Below are 21901 nucleotides of genomic sequence, written 5' to 3'. Positions count from 1 at the left end.
TTGAATCCGTTCACCACCTACGTCGATGCGCAAAACCTCAGCCGGGGCAATCCCGGCCTCAAGCCGCAGCTTCTGACCTCATGGGAGATCGGCGCCAACGCGGACATGGAGCATCTGAGCGGCAGTGTGAGTACCTTCTACCGAACCAGCCGCGATACGGTGGCCGATGCGCGCAGTTTCGCCGACAACGTGCTGGTCACCTCAAAGCAGAATGGCGGGCAGGCGCGCTCGGCAGGCGTCACAGGCTCTCTCGATTGGACCCCTGATGCGAAGCTGAGTCTGGGCATGGATGGCGGCGCCTATCGCGTGGTGCTGTCCACCCCCGATTTGTATGGTGCTGTGCGCCAGGACGGCATCGCGGGCTATATCAACCTGAGGGCAAGTTACAGCGCAGGACCAGACAATCTGTCGCTCGACGCGCATGGCCAGTCGTCGGCAATCACGCCACTCGGCCGGCATGGCGCGACCAGCAATGTGAACCTGAGCTGGAAGCGCCAGTTGAGCAAGACGCTCAGCCTGACGGTCAACGCCAGCGATATCTTCGATGGCAGCAAGCGCACCTACCGCACCGATGCGAGCACCTTCCGCCAGGACGGCTACGATCATTTCCTCGCACGGCGCATCTACCTGGGCTTTGTCAAAAAGTTCGAGTGACGCGCACCATGCAGCTTAGGTAATCACACGGTAACAAGGCGTATAAGCCTTGCCCGGCAATTTCATCCGGCTTTGCGCGACGAACGACGACAGCAGCGCATCCATCGGTCCCATGATGGCGGCGTCGCCGTGGATTTCGAAGTGCCCGAATTTCTCGATTGCGCGGATGCCCTCATCCTTGACGTTACCCGCCACCACGCCCGAAAACGCGCGCCGCAGGTTGGCCGCCAGCAGATGCTTTTCCTGGTTCTTGTGCAGGGAGAGGTTACGCATGTTTTCGTGCGTCGGCCGGAACGGACGCTGGAATTCCTCGTCGATCTTGAGCAGCCAGTTGAAATAATAGGCATCGCTGCGCGATTTGCGGAATTCGCGCACCTGGCGGATCCCCAGCTGCATCTCCCTGGCCACCATTTCCGGATCGTCGATGATGATCTTGTAGCGTTTCTGCGCTTCCTCGCCCAGGGTATCGGCGATGAACTGGTTAATCTGGATGAAATAGTCGCGCGCCGTCTCCGGTCCCGTGAAAATGAGCGGATACGGCATGTCGGCATTGTCCGGATGGAGCAGGATGCCGAGAATGTACAAAATCTCTTCGGCGGTGCCGGCGCCGCCCGGGAACACGATGATCCCGTGTCCCGTGCGCACGAACGCTTCGAGCCGCTTTTCGATATCCGGCATGATCACCAGGTAGTTGACGATCGGATTGGGCGATTCGGCGGCGATGATGCCCGGCTCCGAAATGCCCAGGTAGCGCCCGCCCGCCAGGCGCTGCTTGGCGTGGCCGATGGTGGCCCCTTTCATCGGCCCCTTCATCGCGCCCGGCCCGCAGCCGGTGCAGATGTCGAGGTCGCGCAAGCCCATCTGGTAGCCGACTTCCTTCGAATAGTTGTATTCGATCCGGTTGATCGAGTGCCCGCCCCAGCACACCACCAGGTTCGGGTTGCGCTGCGGCTGCAGCACATTGGCGTTGCGCAGGATATGGAACACCGAATCGGTGATCCCTTCCGTGCGCGACATGTCGAACTTGGGATTGTCCGTCACTTCGCTGCTGATGAAAATAATGTCGCGCAGCACCGCGAACAGGTGCTCGTGGATGCCCTTGATCATTTTGCCATCGACGAAGGCAATCGCCGGGGCGCCCCGGATCTCCAGCTTGATGCCGCGCTCGCGCTGCACGATGCTGATATCGAAGGATTTATAACGTTCCAGCAGTTCTTTTCCATCGTCGATGGTGCTGCCGCAGTTCAGGACCGCCAGTGCGCAGTTGCGGAAGATTTGATACAGGCCGCCCTGGCTGGTGTCGAGCAGCTTATAGACTTCGGCTTTCGAGAGCACTTCCAGCTGGCCTTCCGGCGAAATCAGGGTATCGACAACGTCATGTTCCATAGTACAAATCCTTTTCGATTCTGTGTAACAAACAAGCCTGCAATGCCAATATACGACAACTCGCCGCTCTTGGGGGGCACAAGTTCCGCTGTGCTTGCACCGCCTCGTTTCATGGCTTAATTAGCACATCTGGCAAAAATTCGCTGGGCGTAGTCGATTTACATTAAAATGCGACCCTATTGGAAATCCGGGGTCACGAGCCACGGCTGTCCATATGATTTATCCAACCATAACCATATTCAGGAGAAACCGCATGAGCGGTGCCGCTACCACACCCCACCAGGAAGTTGTAATCCCGGAGTTCAAGCAGATCTTGGGTCATCCAAGTCCGCTTTGGATGTTGTTCATGACCGAATTCTGGGAGCGTTTTGCTTTCTATGGCATCCGCTGGGCGCTCGTGCTATATATAGTCACGCAGTTCTACGGCGGCAACGCCGTCGGCGAAAAAGAAGCCGGCCTGACTTATGGTTCCTACCTCGCGCTGGTGTATGCCGGCGCCGTCTTCGGCGGCTATGTCGCCGACAAAGTCATCGGCTACCAGCGTTCGATCCTGATCGGCGCCGCCTTCATGGCCGCCGGCCTGTTCGCCATCACCATCCCCGACCAGGACATCTTCAAGCTCGGCCTGGCCACGATCATTGTCGGTAACGGCCTGTTCAAACCGAATATCTCCACCATGGTTGGCAAGCTGTACACGATGAACGACCCGCGCCGCGATTCGGGCTTCACCGTGTTCTACATGGGTATCAATGCCGGTGCGTTCATCGCTCCGATCCTGACCCAGATCCTGGCCCAGAAAGTGTTCAATACCGGCGATATCCCATCCTACAAGATCGTGTTCTTTGCTTCCGGCATCGGCATGCTGATCAGCCTGGTATGGTTCGCCATCGGCCGCGCCGCCCTCAAGGGCATCGGCGCACCGCCGGCGCAGGGCCAGAGTCCGAAGCGCGTGTTCATGGTGATCGGTGGCGCACTGCTGGTGATTCCGGTCGTGTACATGCTGCTCAGAGTCGGCGCCAACACGCTGCAAGCGGTCCTGACCGTGCTGTTCCTGGTCCTGGCCGGCATGCTGATGGCCGAAGGTATCCGCGACGGCAAGGTCGCACGCGACAAGACCATCGCCATGATGATCATCTTCGCCTTCAATATCCTGTTCTGGATGTTCTTCGAACAGGCCGGCAGTTCGTTTACCTTCCTGGCCGAGAGCATCGTCGAGCGCAAGGGCGCGCTGTCGATCATCACCGCGCCGTTCGGCATGAGCGAGTTCCCGACCGCCTGGTTCCAGAGCGTGAACTCGGTCGCCATCATCGTCTGCGCCCCGATCATCGCCTGGATCTGGGTGGTCATGGCCAAGCGTAACGTGAACCCGTCGATCCCGCGCAAATTCGGCATCGGCATCATCTTCAATGGCCTGGCCTTCGGCCTGCTGATGTACGCGTTGTCGCAACTGGTCGATCCGGTGTCGATGAAAGTGCCGTTCTGGACCCTGTTCGCGGTGTACTGCATCCAATCCATCGGTGAGCTGTGCCTGTCCCCGATCGGCCTGTCGATGGTCACCAAGCTGGCGCCAACCCGCCTGGTCGGCCTGGGCATGGGCGGCTGGTTCCTCTCGACCGGCATCGGCAACAACCTGTCCGGCATTTTCGCCGGTCACGTCAGCGGCGATTCGGGCTTGTCGGTCGCTTCGGCACTGAACGGCTACACCTTCGGGTTCTGGTCGCTGATGGTCGGCGGCGTGCTGCTGTTCCTGCTCGCACCGGTGATCCAGAAGCTGATGCACGGCGTGAAGTAAGCGCTGTAGCACCATGAACAACGGCGGCCCGCGGGCCGCCGTTGTCGTTTACCCGATCTGATCGAGCGCGCGCTGCATCTCGTTCATTTCCGCCACCAGCCAGGCGCGGAAGCGCTGCACCTTCGGCATGTTCTCCTTGCTGCGGTTGACCAGGAAGCGGTAGCCGCTGCCGAATGGCGCGCTGCGGCAGTTGATCTGCCGCAGCGACCCTTTCAGGATATCCTGGAACGCGATCCCGTACGCCACCAGCGCGATCCCCTGCCCCGCCACTGCCGCCTGCGCCAGCACGCCCCAGTGGCTGTACCCGCGCGAAAAATCGTATTTACCCTTCAGGGCCTTGTTCTCGTTGAGCAGCTGGAGCCAGGACTCGGTCGAATTTTCGTACAGCAGCGGGAAATTGGGCAGGTCGGCCAGGGTCAATTCGGCCTGGCCCGGCGCCAGCAGGTCCGGACTGTAGACCGCGATCAGGCGCTCGCGAAACAGCAGCGCCGGGTCGCCATCGCCCACCGGCCCGTAGCGCACCGCCACGTCGCTGCTGTCGTCTTCCAGGTCGACCGGCGCATCGTTCGAGTCGAGCCGGATATCGAGTTCCGGATACAGCTTGGTAAACCGGTGCATGCGCGGCACCAGCCACTTGATCGCGAACGAATGGGTGGTCGAGATGCGCAGCACCGATTCCTCGTCGCCGCCTTGCAGCGCGCCGATCTTGGCGCGCAGTTCGGCCAGCATGCGCGCCACCACCACCGCCAGTTCCTGGCCCTTGGCGGTCAAGGTCACATGGCGCGCATGGCGGATGAACAGGGAAAAACCCAGGTTTTCTTCAAGCTGCTTGACCTGCTGGCTGATCGCCGCCGGCGTCTTGTGCAGCTCCTGGGCCGCCAGCTTGAAGCTGCCCCAGCGCGCCGCGCAGTCGAAGTCCAGCAGCCCGGAAAGCGTGCGCAATGGCTTCATGCATATTCCATGAATAAGATTTTCTTGCTCATCGGTTCAATTTTTCTCGGTTGTTGAATCGCCATACTAAGCAGAAAATATACTGGAATCAACAAGGGAATGCGATGCGCAAGAATATATTGGTGATAGGCGGTACCCGCTACTTCGGCAAGCTGCTGGTGCAGCGTTTGCTTAACGCGGGTCACCAGGTGACGATTGCCACGCGCGGCATCACCCCCGACCCGTTCGGCGCGCGCATCGCCCGCATCCGGGTCGACCGCCGCAGCGAACATGCCATGCGCGCCGCCTTCGCCGCCACCGGCGGCTACGACATCGTCTACGACCAGATGTGCTACAGCCCCCTGGACGCGGCCATCGCCGTCAAGGTCTTCGCCGGCAAGGTCAAACGCTACATCGTCGCCTCCACCATCGACGTCTACCGCGATCTGCTCGGCCGCCAGGATGCGCCGTTCGCGGAAGACGACATCAATATGCTCGCCCAGCCGATCGACACGCGCTACCCGTGGCACGACACCCGGCTCGCCACCCAGAGCTACGTGATGGGTAAACTCCAGGCCGAAGCCTATCTGTACCGCGACGGCTCGCTGCCGCTGGTAACGGTGCGCATCGGCCACGTGCTGGCCGGGGCGGAAGACTTTACCGGGCGCCTGGCCCACTACGTCGACCTGGTGCGCCAGCACGCGCCGCTGCGCTACGCGAATGCGGCCGCCGCCAGCTCCTTCATGAGCGCCCAGGGCACCAGCAATTTCCTGCTGTGGGCCGGCGCCCAGGACTTCCTGGGACCGGTCAACGCGGCCTGCGACGGCGGCCTGTCCGCGTTCGACCTGTACCAGCGCATCGGCATGCTGCTCGACGTGCCGGTGCGCGCCCTGCCCGTCAAACCGCCGGTGCCGGCCGGCGAACTGAGTCCCTTCGACTACCCGGCCCCATATATGATGGATACCGCGCGCGCCGCGCAGCTGGGCTACCGCTTCGGCCACAGCGACGACTGGCTCGATCACCTGATCCTGCAGCACGACCTGGCCTTCGTCTGAGCGGACGCGGGGCCGCCAAAGCGATCGACTATAATTCGCCGGACAGGGCCGTCACTCTTGGCACGGCCCGCTCTGGCGGACACCGTTTTGACTACAGACACCTTCCTGCAGCGCTGGCTGACGCGCAAATACATCCTTCGCGCCCTGCTGCTGGCGCTTGGCGCAGGCCTGCTGATGGTCCTTGGCCTGCTCGGCTATTTTTACGGCGTGATCGTGCCGCGCGTGCCCGCCATCGACGCGGTCACCGACTACCGCCCCAAGATCCCGCTGCGCATCTACACCGCCGACAATGTGCTGATCGGCGAATTCGGCGAAGAACACCGCGACTTCATCCCGATCGGGCAAGTGCCCGACATGATGAAGAACGCCGTGCTGTCCATCGAAGACACGCGCTTCTACCAGCACGGCGGCGTCGACTGGATCCGCGCGGCCGGGGCGGCGCGGGCCAACCTGCGCGGCGGCTTTCGCGAAGGGGCGTCGACCATCACCATGCAGGTCGCCCGTAATTTCTTCCTCACGCGCGACAAGGTCCTGGGCCGCAAGGCCGATGAAGTCGCCCTGGCCTTCAAGATCGAGAGCGCGCTCAAGAAAGACAAGATTCTCGAACTGTATATGAACCAGATTTTCCTGGGACGGCGCTCGTACGGCTTTTCCAGCGCCGCCCAGGCCTACTTCGGCAAACGCCTCGACCAGCTCTCGATCGCCGAAATGGCCATGCTGGCCGGCGTCCCGCGCGACCCGGTCAGCAACAACCCGGTCGTCAACCCGCGCAACGCCAGGCAGCGGCAGTTGGTCGTGCTCAAGCGCATGCGCGAGCTGGGCTACCTGAACGACGCCCAGTATGCGAGCGCGAAAGAAGAACCGATCCGCATCGCGGCCAAGCGCCAGGAGTTCGACACCCACGCCGAGTACGTGGCCGAACTGGCGCGCCAGATGGTCTTCGACCAATACAGGGATGACGCCTACACGCGCGGCATCACCGTCCACACCACCATCCTCAAGGCCGAACAGGACGCCGCCTACGATTCGGTGCGCCGCAATGTGCTGGCCTACGACCAGCGGCACGGCTACCGCGGTCCGGAATCGCTCATCGACCTGCCGTCGAATCCCGAGGAACGCGCCGACGACATCCGTGAAGAATTGCGCAAGCGCCCGGTTAGCGACGGCCTGATGCCGGCCGTGGTAACGGAGGTATCGGCCAAACTGGTCGCCGTCGAAACCATGGACGGCGAGCGCATCGAGATCAGCGGCGCCGGTTTGCGTTTCGCCGCGCCAGCGCTGGCGGCCAGCGCCAAGGCCGCTATCAAGCTGCGCCCGGGCGCGGTGGTGCGCATCGCCCAGGACAAGGCCAAAGACAAAGAGAAGGACAAGGACGACAAACCGTGGTCAATCGTGCAGCTGCCGCAGGTGGCGGCCGGTTTCGTGGCGATCGATTCGGCCACCGGGGCCTACCACGCGCTGGTGGGCGGCTTCGATTACGGCCTGAATAAATACAACCACGTCACCCAGGCCTGGCGCCAGCCCGGCTCCTCGATCAAGCCTTTCATCTACTCGGCTTCCATCGAAAAAGGGTATTCGCCGGGCACCCGCATTCTCGACGAAGCGCTGGCGATGCCTAGCGGCGGCGGCAACACCTGGACCCCGCAGAACGACGACGGCAAATTCGACGGCGAAGTAAGCATGCGGCGCGCGCTGGTGCACTCGAAAAACGTGCCGTCGGTGCGCCTGCTGCGCGCCATCGAGGTCGGCTACGGCCATGAATTCCTGGGCAAGTTCGGCTTCGACCTGGCCCGCCACCCGAAAAACCTGACCATGGCGCTCGGCACGGGCGCGGTCACGCCGCTGCAGCTGGCGGGCGCGTATGCGGTGTTTGCCAACGGCGGGTTCGCCGTCAAGCCCTACCTGATCGCCACGATCAAGGACGGCAACGGCACCATCCTGCTTGAGACGCCGGTGCCCGCCGGCGGCGACGAGACCATGCGCGTGATTGACCAGCGCAACGCCTTTTTGGTCGACAGCATGCTGCGCGACGTGACCCGCTTCGGCACCGCCGCCGGCGCCACCAGGCAGCTTGGCCGCAGCGACCTGGCCGGCAAGACCGGCACCACCAGCGACGCCTTCGACGGCTGGTTCGCCGGCTATGCCGGCAACGTGGTGGGCGTGGCCTGGATGGGCTACGACGACCCGCGTTCGCTGGGCGGGCGCGAGTTCGGCGCCACCCTGGCCATGCCGATCTGGGTCGACTACATGCGCGCCGCGCTCGACAAGCGTCCCGGCAAGGAACGCGCCGTGCCGGAAGGCGTGCTGCGCGAGGACGACGACTGGATCTATGCCGAATACGCGGGCAGCACCGAGTTCAAGACGATCGACATGGATGCGCTGCCGGCGCTGCCGGGCGACCCTGCGGAGCCGGGCGAAGCGGCCGTGCCGGGCCAGCCGCCGGTGCCGGGCTTGCCCGCCGTGCCGCCGGTGCCGCAACAATCGCCGCCGGTGCACGGCGCCGAATCGCAGGCTGGCGGTTAGCGGGAACGACGGATCAAAACTCAACGCCATTACGGTCAGATGCAAATCGAGCGAAGTGGCTCGCATTTCACTTCCGCGTTTGCGCTTTGCCAGCTATGATGAGACGCTTTTTTAGCACCCCCTTTCTCATACTGGAGCAGTCGATGGCGAACGTCGTACAAGCCGGACCAAAAGAAATCACGATCAGGGGAGTCCTCCTCGGAATCGTCATCACCCTCGTCTTTACAGCCGCACAGGTCTACCTCGGCCTGAAAGTCGGCCTTACCTTTGCCACCTCGATCCCGGCCGCCGTCATCTCGATGGCGCTGCTGAGCGCCTTCAAGGACGCCACCATCCAGGAAAACAACATCGTCCAGACCATCGCTTCGGCGGCGGGTACCCTGGCATCGGTGATCTTCGTGCTGCCAGGGCTGTTGATGATCGGCTGGTGGGCGCACGTGCCGTTCTGGCCGACCTTCGGCGCCTGCGCCATCGGCGGCGTGTTGGGCGTCATGTATACAGTACCGCTGCGGCGCGCGCTGGTATCGCAGTCCGACCTGCCCTATCCCGAAGGCGTGGCCGCGGCCGAAGTGCTCAAGGTCGGCACCTCGTCGCGCAGCGGCGCGGCCGAAGGCAAGCTCGGTCTGATGGCCGTCATCTGGGGCAGCGTGACGTCCGCGCTGTTCGCGGCCGCCGCCGGCGCCAAGCTGATGGCCGCTGAAGTAGCCGTGTATTTCAAGGCCGGCACCGGCGCCAGCGGTATCGGCGCCGCCAGTTCGCTCGCGCTGCTGGGCGCCGGCCACCTGATGGGCATCACCGTCGGCATCGCCATGCTGGTCGGCCTGATCATCGCCTGGGGCGTGCTGGTGCCCGTATTGACGTCGATCGACCCGATGCCGGCCCTGTCGGCCGCCGACCATGCGCTCGGCGTATGGAGCAAACAGGTGCGCATCATCGGCGCCGGCACCATCGGCGCGGCCGCCATCGTAACCCTGGCCGGTCTCGGCAAACCGGTGCTGGGCGGCCTCAAGTCGGCCCTGGAGACGGCCCGCAAGGCCAAGATGAGCGGCGCCGAGATTCCGCGCGCCGACCAGGACCTGCCGATTTTCATCGTCGGCCTGGTGACCCTGCTGGCCATGGTGCCCGCCGGCTGGCTGCTGGCCAGCTTCCTGCAGGGCGGCGTCCTGTCGAGCCTCGCGCTGCCGCTGGTGCTGGTCGGTGTCGGCTACATCCTGGTGGCCGGCGTGTTCGCCGCCGCCGTGTGCGGCTACATGGCGGGCCTGATCGGCTCGTCCAATTCGCCGGTGTCCGGCATCGCCATCCTCACCATCCTGGGTGCCTCGCTGAGCGTCGGTTTCGTCGGCAAGCACATGATGGGTCCGGAAGTGGCCCACGCCCTGGTCGCCTATGCGCTGTTCGTCACCACCGTGGTGCTGGCGGTGGCCGTCATCGGCAACGACAACCTGCAAGACCTGAAAACCGGCCAACTGGTAGGCGCCACCCCGTGGAAGCAGCAGGTAGGCCTGCTGATCGGCGTCGGCGCCGGGTCGGCCGTGGTGCCGCTGGTGCTGGAACTGCTCAACCGCGCCAATGGCTTTGCCGGCGCGCCGAATATCGGCGTGATCTCGGACAATCCCCTTGCGGCGCCCCAGGCCACCCTGATTTCAACCCTGGCCAAAGGCGTCATCAGCCACAACCTCGAATGGAACCTGGTCGGTTACGGCGCGGCGCTCGGCCTGCTGCTGGTGGTCGTCAATTTCATCATCAAGAAGGCCAGCGCCGACCGCTACAGCCTGCCACCGCTCGGCGTGGGCCTGGCCATCTACCTGCCAAGCGCGGTGACCGCGCCGGTGGTGGTCGGCGCCGTCGCCGGCTGGCTGTTCGAACGCGCCGTGCACAATGCGACCTGGGGCGAAACGGCCAAGCGCATCGGCGTGCTGATCATGTCCGGATTTATCGTCGGCGAGAGCTTGTTCAACGTCGGCCTGGCCGGCCTGATCGTCGCCTCGGGCGTGGGCGAACCGCTGGCCATCCCCAACGGCATGGGCGAAGGTACCCAGATGCTGGTCGCGCTGGTGCTGGGCGGCGCGATCGTCAGCGGCCTGTATCGCTGGGCCGCACGCAACGCCGAAAAAGTGGCCGCCTGACCGGCCCGGCGCCGCTCCCTGCGGCGCCTTTTGTTCCCGGGACGCCGGCCGGCGTCCTGGCGAACAGTGGATGAGCTCGTTCGATGCTACACTTGTTGTCGTTCGAATACTATTCCACGTACCACGCCTATGGCGCCTTCCCGACTCAGTCTCTTCATTGCCGCGCCCATCGTGCTGGTGTCCGTCATGGCATTGGGCCTGGGCGTGGCGCTGCAAGCGGACCGCCTTGACGACACCACCCGCGCCATCGAGGAATCGCGGCTGCGCTTCACGCTCGACGACTTGCGCGAGCGGTTCGAGGCGCGCATGGCGCTCGGCCTGCCGCTCAAGGCCCTGCCCGACGCCGCCGCCGCGCTCGAACGCGAACTGCGGCGCGATCCCGACATCGTCTTCATCAGCGTGATCGACAACGCCGCCGCCCCTGTGTTTGGCGCGGGCGCGGGCGGCACCGATCCGCCGGCGCTGCTGCGCCAGGCCGCCGCGCGCGACTGGCTGCTGCGCGAACCGGGTTTCGTCACCCTCGGCGCGCGCCTGTCGCGGCCGGGCGGCGTCCCGGCCGGCACGCTGCTGCTGCGCCATGCCACGCAGCGCCAGGCCGGCGCCGTCGCGATGGTGGCGCGCGAACTGACCCTGGCCACCGTGTGCGCGGTGCTGCTCACCACCTTTTGTATCGTGGTCGGCGTCGACCTGCTGGTACGGCGCATGGACGGCACGCTGGCGCGCATGAACGCGGCGCTCGGCCTGCCCCATTCCGGCGACGGCGCCGCCGCGCTGGTGGACGACGTCAACCAGACGGCCGCCAGCGCGCTGCACGACCTGGCGGCGGCGCGCGACACGCTGGCCCCGGGCGCCAGATGATGCAAGTGCAGCGGCGCGACCGTGAACTCTATGCGCGCCCCATGCGCCAGCTGTGCGCTTTCATACTGGCCGTGATGCTGCTCACGCAAGTGGCGCTGGCGGCCTACGCCTGGTCGCTGGCGGACCAGCGCTTCCTGCCCGCGCTCGAACGCAAGGCCCAGACCATCGGCGTGGCGCTGGCCGGACGGCTGACGCGCGCCATCGACCAGGGAACGCCGCTGGCGCAGGCTGCCACCGCCAGCGCCGCCTGGCAGGCCATCCTGGCGCGCCATGGCGACATCGCCTATATCCTGCTCACCGACGCCAGCGGCAAGGTGCTGTACCGCGGCGGCGCGGGCGCCGAAGTGATCGCGCCGGAGAACTACCTCGACACCCGTGCCGACATCGTGCACCGCTATGTGCGGCACGGGCAGGTGCACGTGGGCGTGGAGCGCGGCTACGTGCGCACGCGCCTGCTGGCGCTGCGCTACGACCTGGCGATCCTGCTGCTGGCCAGTCTTTGCATCGCCTTCGAGGCGCTGTGGTTCATCATCACGCTCAATTTCTCGGCCCCGGTGCGCCAGGTGATCGCGGTCATGCGCCACATGGCGGCCGGCGACTTTCGTCACCGCACCAGCGCCGGCCCGCCCGAAGCCCTGGCGGCGCGCCTGAACGCGCTTGAAACGCGCGTCAACGACGGCTTTCGCGAGGTCGCGCAGCGCGCTGCCGTGCCAGGGCAGCAAGCGGTCGGCGCCATCGTGCTGCGGCGCCTGCGCGCGCGCTACCGCTTCGACGAAGACGACAGCGGCGTGGCGCTGCCCCGCCTGCGCATCGTCACGGTGCGCCTGCTCACCTTCTTGTGCGTGTTTGCCGCGATGGTGGCGCAGCCGGTGCTGGCGCAGCACGGCGCCGCGTCAGCCCTGCCGGTCAGCGCCTTCGTGCTGGCACTGGCATTGACGCTGGCCTGGGCCGGGCCGTGGTCGGACCGCGTCGGACGGCGGCGCAGCTACGTGAGCGGTGCGCTGGTCGCAGGGGCGGCGCTGGCCTGTACCGCATTCGCGCCCGATCTGGCGCTGCTGATGCTCGCGCGCGCCACGGCCGGCGCCGGCGTGGGGCTGATGCTCAGCGCCTGCCATGGCTATGCGCACGACAACGCCGACGGCGGCGGTGCGCGTGCGCTGGCCCAACTGGCCGGCGGCGCGGCGGTGGCGGCCTGCTGCGCACCTGCCGCCGGGGCCGTGCTGGCGGACCACGTCGGTCATGCCGGTGCCTATCTCGCTGGCGCCGCGGCCGCGCTGGCCGGCGCAGCCCTGGCAGCGGCGGTGCTGGACGGGCGCGCCGGCCGCTCACGGCTATCCGGGCCGGCACCGCGCATGACACTGGCGTGCCTCGGCGTGATGGCGGCAGCCTTCCTGTACGCGGCCCTTGTCATGTTCCTGATTCCACTGTTTACAACGCAGCTCGACGGCGCCGGCCTGTTGCCCCTCCTCGGGGGGCTGGGCGCGGCGCTGCTGGCACGTCTGTTCGCACGCGCCAGCCAGCCGGGCCGGCGCTGGTGCATGCTTGCCGGGCTGGCCGGTGCGTGCGGACCGATTGCCGCCGCCCTTCTCGCGCCGTCCTGAATCTGCCTTCAGGGCGACAGATGCGACATTCTTGTCGCGGCTCCCGGTGAAAAGCTGTAGCCTATTGGATGTTGTAACACTTGGCAACACGCAACATCTGCATTGGATCCCTTTTAAAAAGGTGAAAAGAGTCAGGATGAAAACGCACACGACACGTGAAGCAGCGCTGGCGCCCCCGAACCGTCAGACGGCGGGGGCGAAACAAACTGCGCCATTGCGCCACTCCCCGCTCGGCACGATGGCCAACACCAGCACCAGCGCAGCGGCACTGCAACGCTTTCAACAACTGGCGAACAACTCGCCCCGGATCATGCAGTTGCAGGAGCGGGCCGCGCTGATGGCGTCGACAACGTCCGCCACGGCCATGCGCGCAATGCAAATGCACATGAACGCGCCAGTCCAGCGCGAAGCTAAGCCTGACGGCAACGGCCTGCCCACGCCGTTGAAGTCGGGGATCGAGTCGCTCTCCGGCATGAGCATGGATCATGTGAAGGTACGCTACAACTCGGATAAACCGGGGCAGTTGCAAGCGCATGCGTATGCGCAGGGCAGCGAGATCCACCTGGCGCCGGGCCAGGAACGGCATCTGCCGCATGAGGCCTGGCACGTGGTGCAGCAGGCGCAGGGGCGGGTACGTCCTACCATGCAGATGAAGCCGGGCGTGGCGGTCAATGACGATGCCGGCCTGGAGCGCGAGGCGGACGTGATGGGAGCGCGGGCGATGCAGGCGGGAAGCGACCCGCTCCAGCGCGTGCGTGCGTCCCGCGACGCGCGGGAGCCGGGCCTGGCGAGTGCAAACGGTAGCGTTCTCCAGCCGGTGTGGGTGCGCGCCGAGAATGGTGAGGTATCCTGGATCGAGACCGACGACCTGTCGGGCTTCGATGTCACCGGCGAGATGCACGCCGAAGCGCAGGGGCATCCCCACGGCAGCGTCCACGTCAGGAAACACGCCGGCTTGCAAGCGACAGCCTTGCCTTCAATGACCGGGGAATTAGACGTCCCGGACGCTGCGCAGAAGCTCGCCAGCGTCATCGCCAGCGATGCGTCGCTGTGCTACCGATTCCTCCTGCTCCTCGATACCGCGACACTGTGGGCCTACGCGCGGACCTCGCGCGTATCGCTGGCGATGACGCAGCGCTTTGTCGCCACCTACTTTCCGCGCTATGAAGACCGTTTCATCTTCAACCTCGCGACCAGGGGATTGCTGCTCCACACGCGCCCTACCGAAAAATACGGTGGGAAAGTCGAAAAGCCGTTCTATCCCGAACATGCGACCTCGGGCTTCAAGTGGTACTCCGCCGCACTGCACGGAAACGGCGTGATGGTACTCGGCGACCTGAAGGACTATAAACTCATGCGCGATTATGACAGCCTGTTCCACTCCAAGGAGCAGGCCCAGTCGGTCGAGCAGAATGCCAAATATCTCATGGCATGGCCCTGGTCCTTGCTCGTCAACTCCGCCCTGGTCACCGGGGCGATTCACGGCGGAAGGCAGGTGGTCGGTGCTTCTCCGATCACTGCGGCATCGGTCTACAAAAAACCCGATAACAAGGACACGTTCGGCATGACCGTGTATGCCAGGGAGATGATGCAGTTGATCCTGAAGCACAAATACAGCATCAAGACACAGACCGACCCGCACGAAGCGAGGGGCCTCGACTACCCCGATCCGGCCGACGGCGGCGGATTCCTGCTCACGCCCACCCTCGATCCCCGAAGGCATCCCAGCGCAAAGGCGCCCTATGCGACCATTTTTGACGTGGGCCCAGCCGACGAACAGCAATTCGGAAACGCAGACCAGGCCGCCGACCTGGTATCGGCATTGAACCCACCGGCATATCGTGCCATTAGCTTCGACGGCCAGAAGAAGCAAGCGGTCAGCGATGAAGCAAAAGAGGAGAAAAAAAAGTACGACACCTTGAGGATTGACATGAAGCGGACGCGGCAAAGATTCGACGATCTGGGCCGACCGGGCCCGCCGAAGCTCGCGGCGATGTTTGCCGAAATCTATCCGGGCGGCCCGGCGGCGCTTGCGAGCATTCCGCGCTGGAAGCGAGTGGAGTACGATCATTACTTGCAGTACCTTGCCGAGGCTGGCGATCAGTATACGCTCGACGAAGCTGCGGCGTCGAACGATCCCGATGTATCCCGCTACTACGACCTGGTCACCCGGAAGTCGCTCACGAGCATGCAAGACCAGGAAGAAGGAAACTTCGACGAATGGGCTGACGACGACGAGTATTTTGCGGGGGGCGACCTGGCGGATTGGCGGCGTCTGACCGCGCAATTCGGACCGATCTGGTTCTAGCCCGCCCCGGCTTTCCGAACGCTTGGCCGTAATTGCAACAAACTACGTAGCGTGCATCGCCCCTCCCGGGCCCGGCCGGCCCAGGTTTTTTCCCCTGGCAAGCCGGACAAAGCCCACCCTGCGTGCTAGCATGGCAGATATGCGATCGCCGCCCACCATCGGCGCCGGTCCACCTTCAGGAGCCGCCTTGTATTTTTGGAAGCAACTTTCACCGTCCGCACCGCACCGCCTCGCCGCCGGTACGGCTTTTGGCATGACCGACACCGGCACCGTCCGTCCCTCCAACGAGGATAATTTCCTGATTGACGCCGCCCTCGGCCTGGTGGCCGTGGCCGACGGCATGGGCGGGCACGAATCGGGCGAAGTCGCCAGCGCCGACGCGCTCACCTCGCTGGCCCACTTCCTGCACGCCAGCACCGACCCCGGCAGCAGCGGGGCGCCCCCCAACTTCCGTCCCAGCCGGTTCGACCCCGGCGCCACCGATCCGGATGGCGTGGCCAGCGAAGCGGCCCTGGCCGCCATGGTCACCCTGCACGATGCGGTCGAGTTCGCCAACCAGCGCATGTACCAGACCAATCTGGCCAACCGGCGCGGCGACGGCGGCGGCATGGGTACCACCCTCACCGGCCTGTGGCAGAGCGCGCCGGGCGGCCCGCTGCTGGTATTTCACGTCGGCGACAGCCGCCTGTACTGCTACCGGGCCGGCCGCCTGACCCAGCTCACGCGCGACCAGACCATGTACCAGGAAGCCATCGAAGCGGGCGCGACCGAACACTTGCCGCCACGCAATCTCTTGTTGCAAGCGCTCGGCCCCTCGTGCGATACCCATCCGGAGCTGCACATCCAGGCGGTGGAAGCGGGCGATGTGTATCTGCTGTGCAGCGACGGCTTGTACGGCGCGACCTCCGACGAGCGCATCGCCGCCGTGCTGGCCGGCGCCAGCGTGGAAGGGCTGGGCGACTGCTGCAAGCAATTGATCGCCACCGCCTTGCACGATGGCAGCCGCGATAATGTCACGGCCGTCCTGCTCCAGTGCGACTAGGCGGCCCAGCGCCGCCAACTTGCCGTTCACGCAACGTTCGTGCACCAGACGCGACGCTGGACACGGCAACCCTAAGTTTCTACTGAGTAATCATGTAAAATCCAGGGGACAGCCTTTGTGCAGGTAAAAAGAGAAACGCAATGAAACGGTGGTTAGATCGATTGTTGGGCAGCGACAGCGAAGAAAGCAAGCCTGCGCCCGCCCCTGTCGCGCCCGCGCCCGCCCCCGCGCGTATGCGCGCACCCGATCCCGCGCATGCGCAGCAGGTCGACGCGCTGTTTTACCGCTGGCTGGCCGGCATCACGCCCAATAGCGGCCCGTCGAGCGACGAAAAAATCATTCTGGTCGACCTGGCCTACATGGGCCAGCTGCCGATGGACGAGATCACCCTCGCGCCCAGCATGCCGCCCCTGTTCCCGCATTTGCTGCGCAGCATGCGCGACAGCACCGTGTCCGGCGCCGACCTGGCGCGCCAGCTGTCGCAGGACAAGGAACTGGTCGCCGAGATCCTGCGCGAAGCGAACCGGCCCTGCCACCACCCGCACTACCACACCAACGACCCGGTGACCACGGTCGAACGGGCCACCATGCTGCTCGGGGTGAACGGCTTGCGCATGCTGGTCGGGCGCGCCGCGCTGCTGCCGAACATCATCAGCATGACGCCGGGGCCGTTTTCGCAGTTGTCCACCCCGCTGCTGTGGCGCCAATGCGAAAAATGTGCGCTGGCGGCCAGTGTGCTGGCGCCGGCGGTGCGCGCCAACCCGGTCGAAGCGTATTTCGCCGGGCTGCTGTACAACCTGGGCCTGATCGTCTGCTTTCGCCTGCTCGACCAGGTCAATAGCGAACCGGCGCTGCCGCAAACGGACGGGTTCATCATCGCCCTGCACGCGCAGGCGCGCGCCCTGTCGGTGCGGATCGCCGAAGCGTGGGGCTTTCCTGATACAGTGGTCTGCGCCATCGAGCAGGCCGGCCAGCCGGACGGCACGCCGCTGTCGCAGGCGCTGGCCCTGGGCGACATGATCAGCCGCCTGCGCATGCTGGTCGACTCGGCCCACTTCGAGGCCGACGACCCGTTCGTGCTCGAAGGGCTGGACGCGGCCGGCCTGGCCTGTTTCGAAGAACTCCAGAATGAGGATGAGTGATGTCGTTTGAGATCGAGGGCAAGCTGGTGATCGGGGTGGCGTCCAGCGCCCTGTTCGACCTGACCGCCTCGCACCAGGTATACCTGGATAGCGGGCCGGATGAATACCGCAGGTACCAGGAGCGCAATCTCGACGTCATCCTCGGCAAGGGCGTGGCGTTTCCCTTCATCCGGCGCTTCCTGAACATCAACCAGGTATTCCCGCGCCACAATCCGGTCGAAGTCGTGCTCCTTTCACGCAATTCGCCCGAAACGGGGCTGCGTGTCATGCGTTCGATCGCCCACTACGGACTCGATATCTCGCGCGCCGCCTTCATCACCGGCAAGTCGCCTTACACCTATCTGCCGGCATTCAACGCGGCGCTGTTCCTGAGCGCGAACGAGGAAGACGTCAAGAGCGCCATCGCGGCCGATTATCCGGCCGGCCTGGTGCTGCCGTCGAAAATCGTCGACGACGATGACGACATCGAACTGCGCGTGGCCTTCGACTTCGACGGCGTGATCGCCGACGACGAATCGGAGAGCATCTTCAAGCGCAATAACGACGTTGAAGAATTCCACGCGCACGAAACCCTGCACATGGCCGTTCCGCACCAGCCGGGGCCCCTGGCGAAAATGTTCCGCAGGCTGTCGCTGATGCAGCGCCTGGAAGAGCGCGCGCAGCGGCGCGACCCGGCCTACAAGAAGGTGCTGCGCATCGCCATCATCACCGCGCGCAATGCGCCATCGCACGAGCGCGTGGTGACCACCCTCAAGAGCTGGGGCGTGTCGGCCAGCGAAACCTTCTTCCTGGGCGGGATGAACAAGACGCGCGTGCTGTCGATCTTCAAACCGCATATTTTCTTCGACGACCAGCTGACCCACCTGGCATCCTCGCCCGGAGGGACCATCCCGATGGTGCATGTGCCGTTCGGGATCGCCAACCGGCGCCCGGCGTAGGCCAACCGCGGGACGCTGGCCGGGCGCAGTCACCTTCATCCATATCCAGCTATAATTACCCGTCCCGCTCACAGCCCGCCGCCCGCATGCCTTTCGATTTAAAGAAATCACTCCCGAAATCCGGTAACCGCTTCGCCCTTCCGACCCTGTACGGATCATCGGACGCGTATGCGCTGGCGGTGGCGGCGCTCGAACTCAAATCGGCCAGGCAGATGCTGACCGTGATCGTGGCCAACGCCAGCGACGGCCAGCGCCTGCTCGATGAAATACCCTGGTTCGCCGACGGCAAGCTGGCCTGCCACCTGCTGCCCGACTGGGAAACGCTGCCCTACGACGCCTTTTCGCCGCACCAGGACCTGGTCTCGGAGCGCCTGGCCACCCTGCACGAAATCCAGAACGGCCAGTGCGACGTCCTGATCGTGCCGGCCACCACGGCGCTGGTGCGCCTGGCGCCGCCCTCGTTCCTGGCCGCTTACACCTTCTTCTTCAAGCAGGGCGAAAAGCTCGACGAAACGCGCCTGAAAGCGCAGCTCACGCTGGCCGGCTACACCCACAATTCGCAAGTGATGTCGCCCGGCGAATACTCGGTGCGCGGGGGCCTGATCGACCTGTTCCCGATGGGTTCCGCCCTGCCCTACCGGCTCGACCTGTTCGGCGACGAAATCGAAACCATCCGCACCTTCGACGCCGACACCCAGCGCTCGCTCTACCCGGTCAAGGAAGTGCGCCTGCTGCCCGGGCGCGAATTCCCGATGGACGAAGCGGCCCGCACCACCTTCCGCAGCCGCTGGCGCGAACGCTTCGAGGGCGATCCATCGCGCTCGGTGGTGTACAAGGACGTCAGCAGCGGCATCGCCTCGGCCGGTATCGAATACTACCTGCCACTGTTCTTCGAGCAGACCGCGACCCTGTTCGACTATTTGCCCGAAAAAGCCAGCCTGGCGCTGGTGGGCGACATCGACGGCGCCATCAAGCGCTTCTGGCTCGACACCGAATCGCGCTACCGTTTCCTCAAGGCCGACCGCGACCGCCCGATCCTGGCGCCCGATGAACTGTTCCTCAGCGACGAGAACTTCTTCACCCTGGCCAAATCGTACGGGCGCTGGGTGCTCACGAAAGACGCCGGCCTGCAGGCTTCCGAACTGTCGGCGCCGATTCCCAATATTGCGGTGAACCGCCGCATCGACGACCCGCTGACCAATCTGCGCGCCTACCTGCTGCAGCACCAGCTACACGACTCGCGCGTGATGATCTGCGCCGAATCGAACGGCCGCCGCGAAACGCTGCAGCAGTACTTCAACGAATACAACCTGGCGCTGGTGCCGGTCGAAGGCTTCGCCGGCTTCGTCCAGTCCGACGCCAGGCTGGCGCTGGGCGTGGCGCCCTTGCAGGCCGGCTTCGAGCTATCCGAAGCGGGCACCGGCAAGCTGATTTTCATCACCGAGACCGAGCTGTATGCGGGCTCGGGCCGGCGCGCCGGCAAGAAGAAGCAGGAAGGCGTGACCCAGGTCGAGTCGATGGTGCGCGACCTGTCGGAACTCAAAATCGGCGACCCGGTCGTGCACATCAACCACGGCATCGGGCGCTACATGGGCCTGACCAGCATGGACCTGGGCGAAGGCGAAACCGAATTCCTGCACCTCGAATACGCCAAGGACACCAAGCTGTATGTGCCGGTCTCGCAGCTGCACGTGATCTCGCGCTACTCGGGCGCCTCGCCCGAAGACGCGCCGCTGCATTCGCTCGGCTCGGGCCAGTGGGAAAAAGCCAAGCGCAAGGCGGCCGAACAGGTGCGCGACACCGCCGCCGAACTGCTTAACCTGTATGCGCGGCGCGCGCTGCGCCAGGGCCACGCCTTCGACTACTCGGCGCACGACTACCAGAACTTCGCCGACAGCTTCGGCTTCGAGGAAACGCCCGACCAGGCCGAGGCGATCAACAACGTCATCAAGGACATGACCGCTGGCAAACCGATGGACCGCCTGGTGTGCGGCGACGTCGGCTTCGGCAAGACCGAGGTGGCGCTGCGCGCCGCCTTCATCGCCGTCATGGGCGGCAAGCAGGTCGCGATCCTGGCGCCGACCACCCTGCTGGCCGAGCAGCATGCGCAAACCTTCGCCGACCGCTTCGCCGACTGGCCGGTGCGCATTGCCGAACTGTCGCGCTTCAGGACCGGCAAGGAGATCAACAACGCGATCAAGGGCATGGCCGACGGCACCCTCGACATCGTGATCGGCACCCACAAGCTGCTCTCGCCGGACGTGAAGTTCACCCGTCTGGGCCTGGTCATCATCGACGAAGAACACCGCTTCGGGGTGCGCCAGAAAGAAGCGCTCAAGGCCCTGCGCGCCGAAGTCGACGTGCTCACGCTCACCGCCACCCCGATTCCGCGCACGCTCGGCATGGCGCTGGAAGGCTTGCGCGACTTTTCGATCATCGCCACCGCGCCGCAAAAACGCCTGGCGATCAAGACCTTCGTGCGCAGCGAAGATGGCTCGATCATCCGCGAAGCGTGTCTGCGCGAACTCAAACGCGGTGGCCAGATCTACTTCCTGCACAACGAGGTCGAGACCATCCAGAACCGCTTCGCCATGCTCACCGAGCTGCTGCCGGAAGCGCGCATCGGCGTGGCCCACGGCCAGATGCACGAGCGCGACCTGGAAAAGGTGATGCGCGACTTCGTGGCGCAGCGCTATAACATCTTGCTGTGCACGACCATCATCGAAACCGGCATCGACGTGCCGACCGCGAACACCATCATCATGCACCGCGCCGACAAGTTCGGCCTGGCGCAGCTGCACCAGCTGCGCGGGCGGGTGGGCCGTTCGCACCACCAGGCCTATGCCTACCTGCTGGTCACCGACGTGAGCAGCCTGACCAAGCAGGCGCAGCGCCGGCTCGACGCCATCCAGCAGATGGAAGAACTGGGCAGCGGCTTTTTCCTGGCGATGCACGACCTGGAAATCCGCGGCGCCGGCGAAGTGCTGGGCGAGAACCAGTCCGGCGACATGCTCGAAATCGGCTTCCAGCTGTATTCCGACATGCTCAACGAGGCGGTGCGTTCGCTCAAGGCCGGCAAGGAGCCCGACCTGGCCGCGCCGCTGGCCACCACCACCGAAATCAACCTGCACGTGCCGGCGCTGCTGCCGGCCGACTTCTGCGGCGACGTGCACGAACGCCTGTCGATCTACAAGCGCCTGGCCAACTGCGGCGCGCAAGAAAAGATCGACGACATGCAGGAAGAGCTGATCGACCGCTTCGGCAAGCTGCCCGACCCGGTCAAGGCCCTGATCGAAACGCACCGGCTGCGCATCGCCGCCAAAGCGGTCGGCATCATCAAGATCGATGCCCACGGCGAAGCGGCCAGCCTGCAATTCATGGTCAATCCGCCGATCGACTCGATGCGCATCATCACGCTGATCCAGAAGAACCGGCACATCAAGCTGGCCGGCCAGGACAAGCTGAAAATCACGGCCAGCATGCCCGATCTCGCGGCGCGGGTCACGCAGGTCAAGCAAACGATCAAACAACTGTTAGCGTAAAACG

The 21901-nt window shown here is 64.8% G+C and carries 15 protein-coding genes; 12 read left to right on the top strand and 3 right to left on the bottom strand.

The window, feature by feature from the left end; translation table 11 throughout:
* Positions 1 to 654: TonB-dependent receptor domain-containing protein (locus tag PO883_RS27655; RefSeq protein WP_289312624.1), on the top strand; the 654-nt coding region annotated here is incomplete at its 5' end.
* A gap of 15 nt (positions 655 to 669) precedes the next feature.
* Here the strand turns inward: PO883_RS27655 and ppnN are convergent.
* Positions 670 to 2040, bottom strand: coding sequence for a nucleotide 5'-monophosphate nucleosidase PpnN (gene ppnN, locus PO883_RS27650; protein WP_289312623.1), 1371 nt, complete (start codon positions 2038 to 2040; stop codon positions 670 to 672).
* 193 nt (positions 2041 to 2233) lie between these two features.
* Entirely contained in the window at positions 2234 to 2362 is a 129-nt protein-coding gene (locus PO883_RS27645; RefSeq protein ID WP_289312622.1) for a hypothetical protein, read from the bottom strand.
* A gap of 15 nt (positions 2363 to 2377) precedes the next feature.
* Here PO883_RS27645 and PO883_RS27640 point away from each other — a divergent pair, with 15 nt between their 5' ends.
* Complete coding sequence (locus tag PO883_RS27640; RefSeq protein WP_289312621.1) at positions 2378 to 3832, top strand: peptide MFS transporter; 1455 nt, start codon at positions 2378 to 2380, stop codon at positions 3830 to 3832.
* 48 nt (positions 3833 to 3880) lie between these two features.
* On the opposite strand, the gene PO883_RS27635 is transcribed toward PO883_RS27640, so the two are convergent.
* Positions 3881 to 4783 (bottom strand): LysR substrate-binding domain-containing protein, encoded by a 903-nt coding sequence (locus PO883_RS27635; protein WP_289312620.1) that lies wholly within the window; start codon positions 4781 to 4783, stop codon positions 3881 to 3883.
* Between the two features lie 122 nt (positions 4784 to 4905).
* Here PO883_RS27635 and PO883_RS27630 point away from each other — a divergent pair, with 122 nt between their 5' ends.
* From PO883_RS27630 to mfd, 10 genes are all read left to right on the top strand, one after another.
* Positions 4906 to 5817: an NAD-dependent epimerase/dehydratase family protein gene (locus tag PO883_RS27630; protein ID WP_289312619.1), complete on the top strand. Its 912-nt coding sequence runs from the start codon at positions 4906 to 4908 to the stop codon at positions 5815 to 5817.
* 174 nt (positions 5818 to 5991) lie between these two features.
* Complete coding sequence (locus PO883_RS27625; protein WP_289312627.1) at positions 5992 to 8340, top strand: penicillin-binding protein 1A; 2349 nt, start codon at positions 5992 to 5994, stop codon at positions 8338 to 8340.
* A gap of 143 nt (positions 8341 to 8483) precedes the next feature.
* Positions 8484 to 10466 carry an OPT family oligopeptide transporter gene (locus PO883_RS27620; RefSeq protein WP_289312618.1) on the top strand — a complete coding sequence of 661 codons (1983 nt, stop codon included), beginning with the start codon at positions 8484 to 8486 and terminating at the stop codon, positions 10464 to 10466.
* Positions 10467 to 10595: 129 nt separating this feature from the next.
* Positions 10596 to 11324: a hypothetical protein gene (locus PO883_RS27615; protein ID WP_289312617.1), complete on the top strand. Its 729-nt coding sequence runs from the start codon at positions 10596 to 10598 to the stop codon at positions 11322 to 11324.
* On the top strand, positions 11321 to 12925 hold the full coding sequence (locus PO883_RS27610; protein WP_289312616.1) for an MFS transporter: 1605 nt from the start codon (positions 11321 to 11323) through the stop codon (positions 12923 to 12925). Before PO883_RS27615 ends, PO883_RS27610 begins: the two co-directional genes overlap by 4 nt.
* A 136-nt stretch (positions 12926 to 13061) precedes the next feature.
* Positions 13062 to 15233, top strand: coding sequence for a DUF4157 domain-containing protein (locus tag PO883_RS27605; RefSeq protein WP_289312615.1), 2172 nt, complete (start codon positions 13062 to 13064; stop codon positions 15231 to 15233).
* 253 nt (positions 15234 to 15486) lie between these two features.
* Positions 15487 to 16275: a PP2C family serine/threonine-protein phosphatase gene (locus PO883_RS27600; RefSeq protein WP_289312614.1), complete on the top strand. Its 789-nt coding sequence runs from the start codon at positions 15487 to 15489 to the stop codon at positions 16273 to 16275.
* 140 nt (positions 16276 to 16415) lie between these two features.
* On the top strand, positions 16416 to 17417 hold the full coding sequence (locus PO883_RS27595) for an HDOD domain-containing protein (protein ID WP_289312613.1): 1002 nt from the start codon (positions 16416 to 16418) through the stop codon (positions 17415 to 17417).
* Positions 17417 to 18355 carry a 5'-nucleotidase gene (locus PO883_RS27590; RefSeq protein WP_289312612.1) on the top strand — a complete coding sequence of 313 codons (939 nt, stop codon included), beginning with the start codon at positions 17417 to 17419 and terminating at the stop codon, positions 18353 to 18355. Before PO883_RS27595 ends, PO883_RS27590 begins: the two co-directional genes overlap by 1 nt.
* A gap of 86 nt (positions 18356 to 18441) precedes the next feature.
* Entirely contained in the window at positions 18442 to 21897 is a 3456-nt protein-coding gene (gene mfd / locus PO883_RS27585; RefSeq protein ID WP_289312611.1) for a transcription-repair coupling factor, read from the top strand.
* Positions 21898 to 21901: the final 4 nt, after the last annotated feature.

The organism is Massilia sp. DJPM01 (assembly GCF_030348125.1).
Classification (GTDB): Bacteria; Pseudomonadota; Gammaproteobacteria; order Burkholderiales; family Burkholderiaceae_D; genus Telluria_A; species Telluria_A frigida.
Note: the sequence above shows the minus strand (reverse complement) of the source record. Positions and strands in the feature narration are given on the sequence as shown.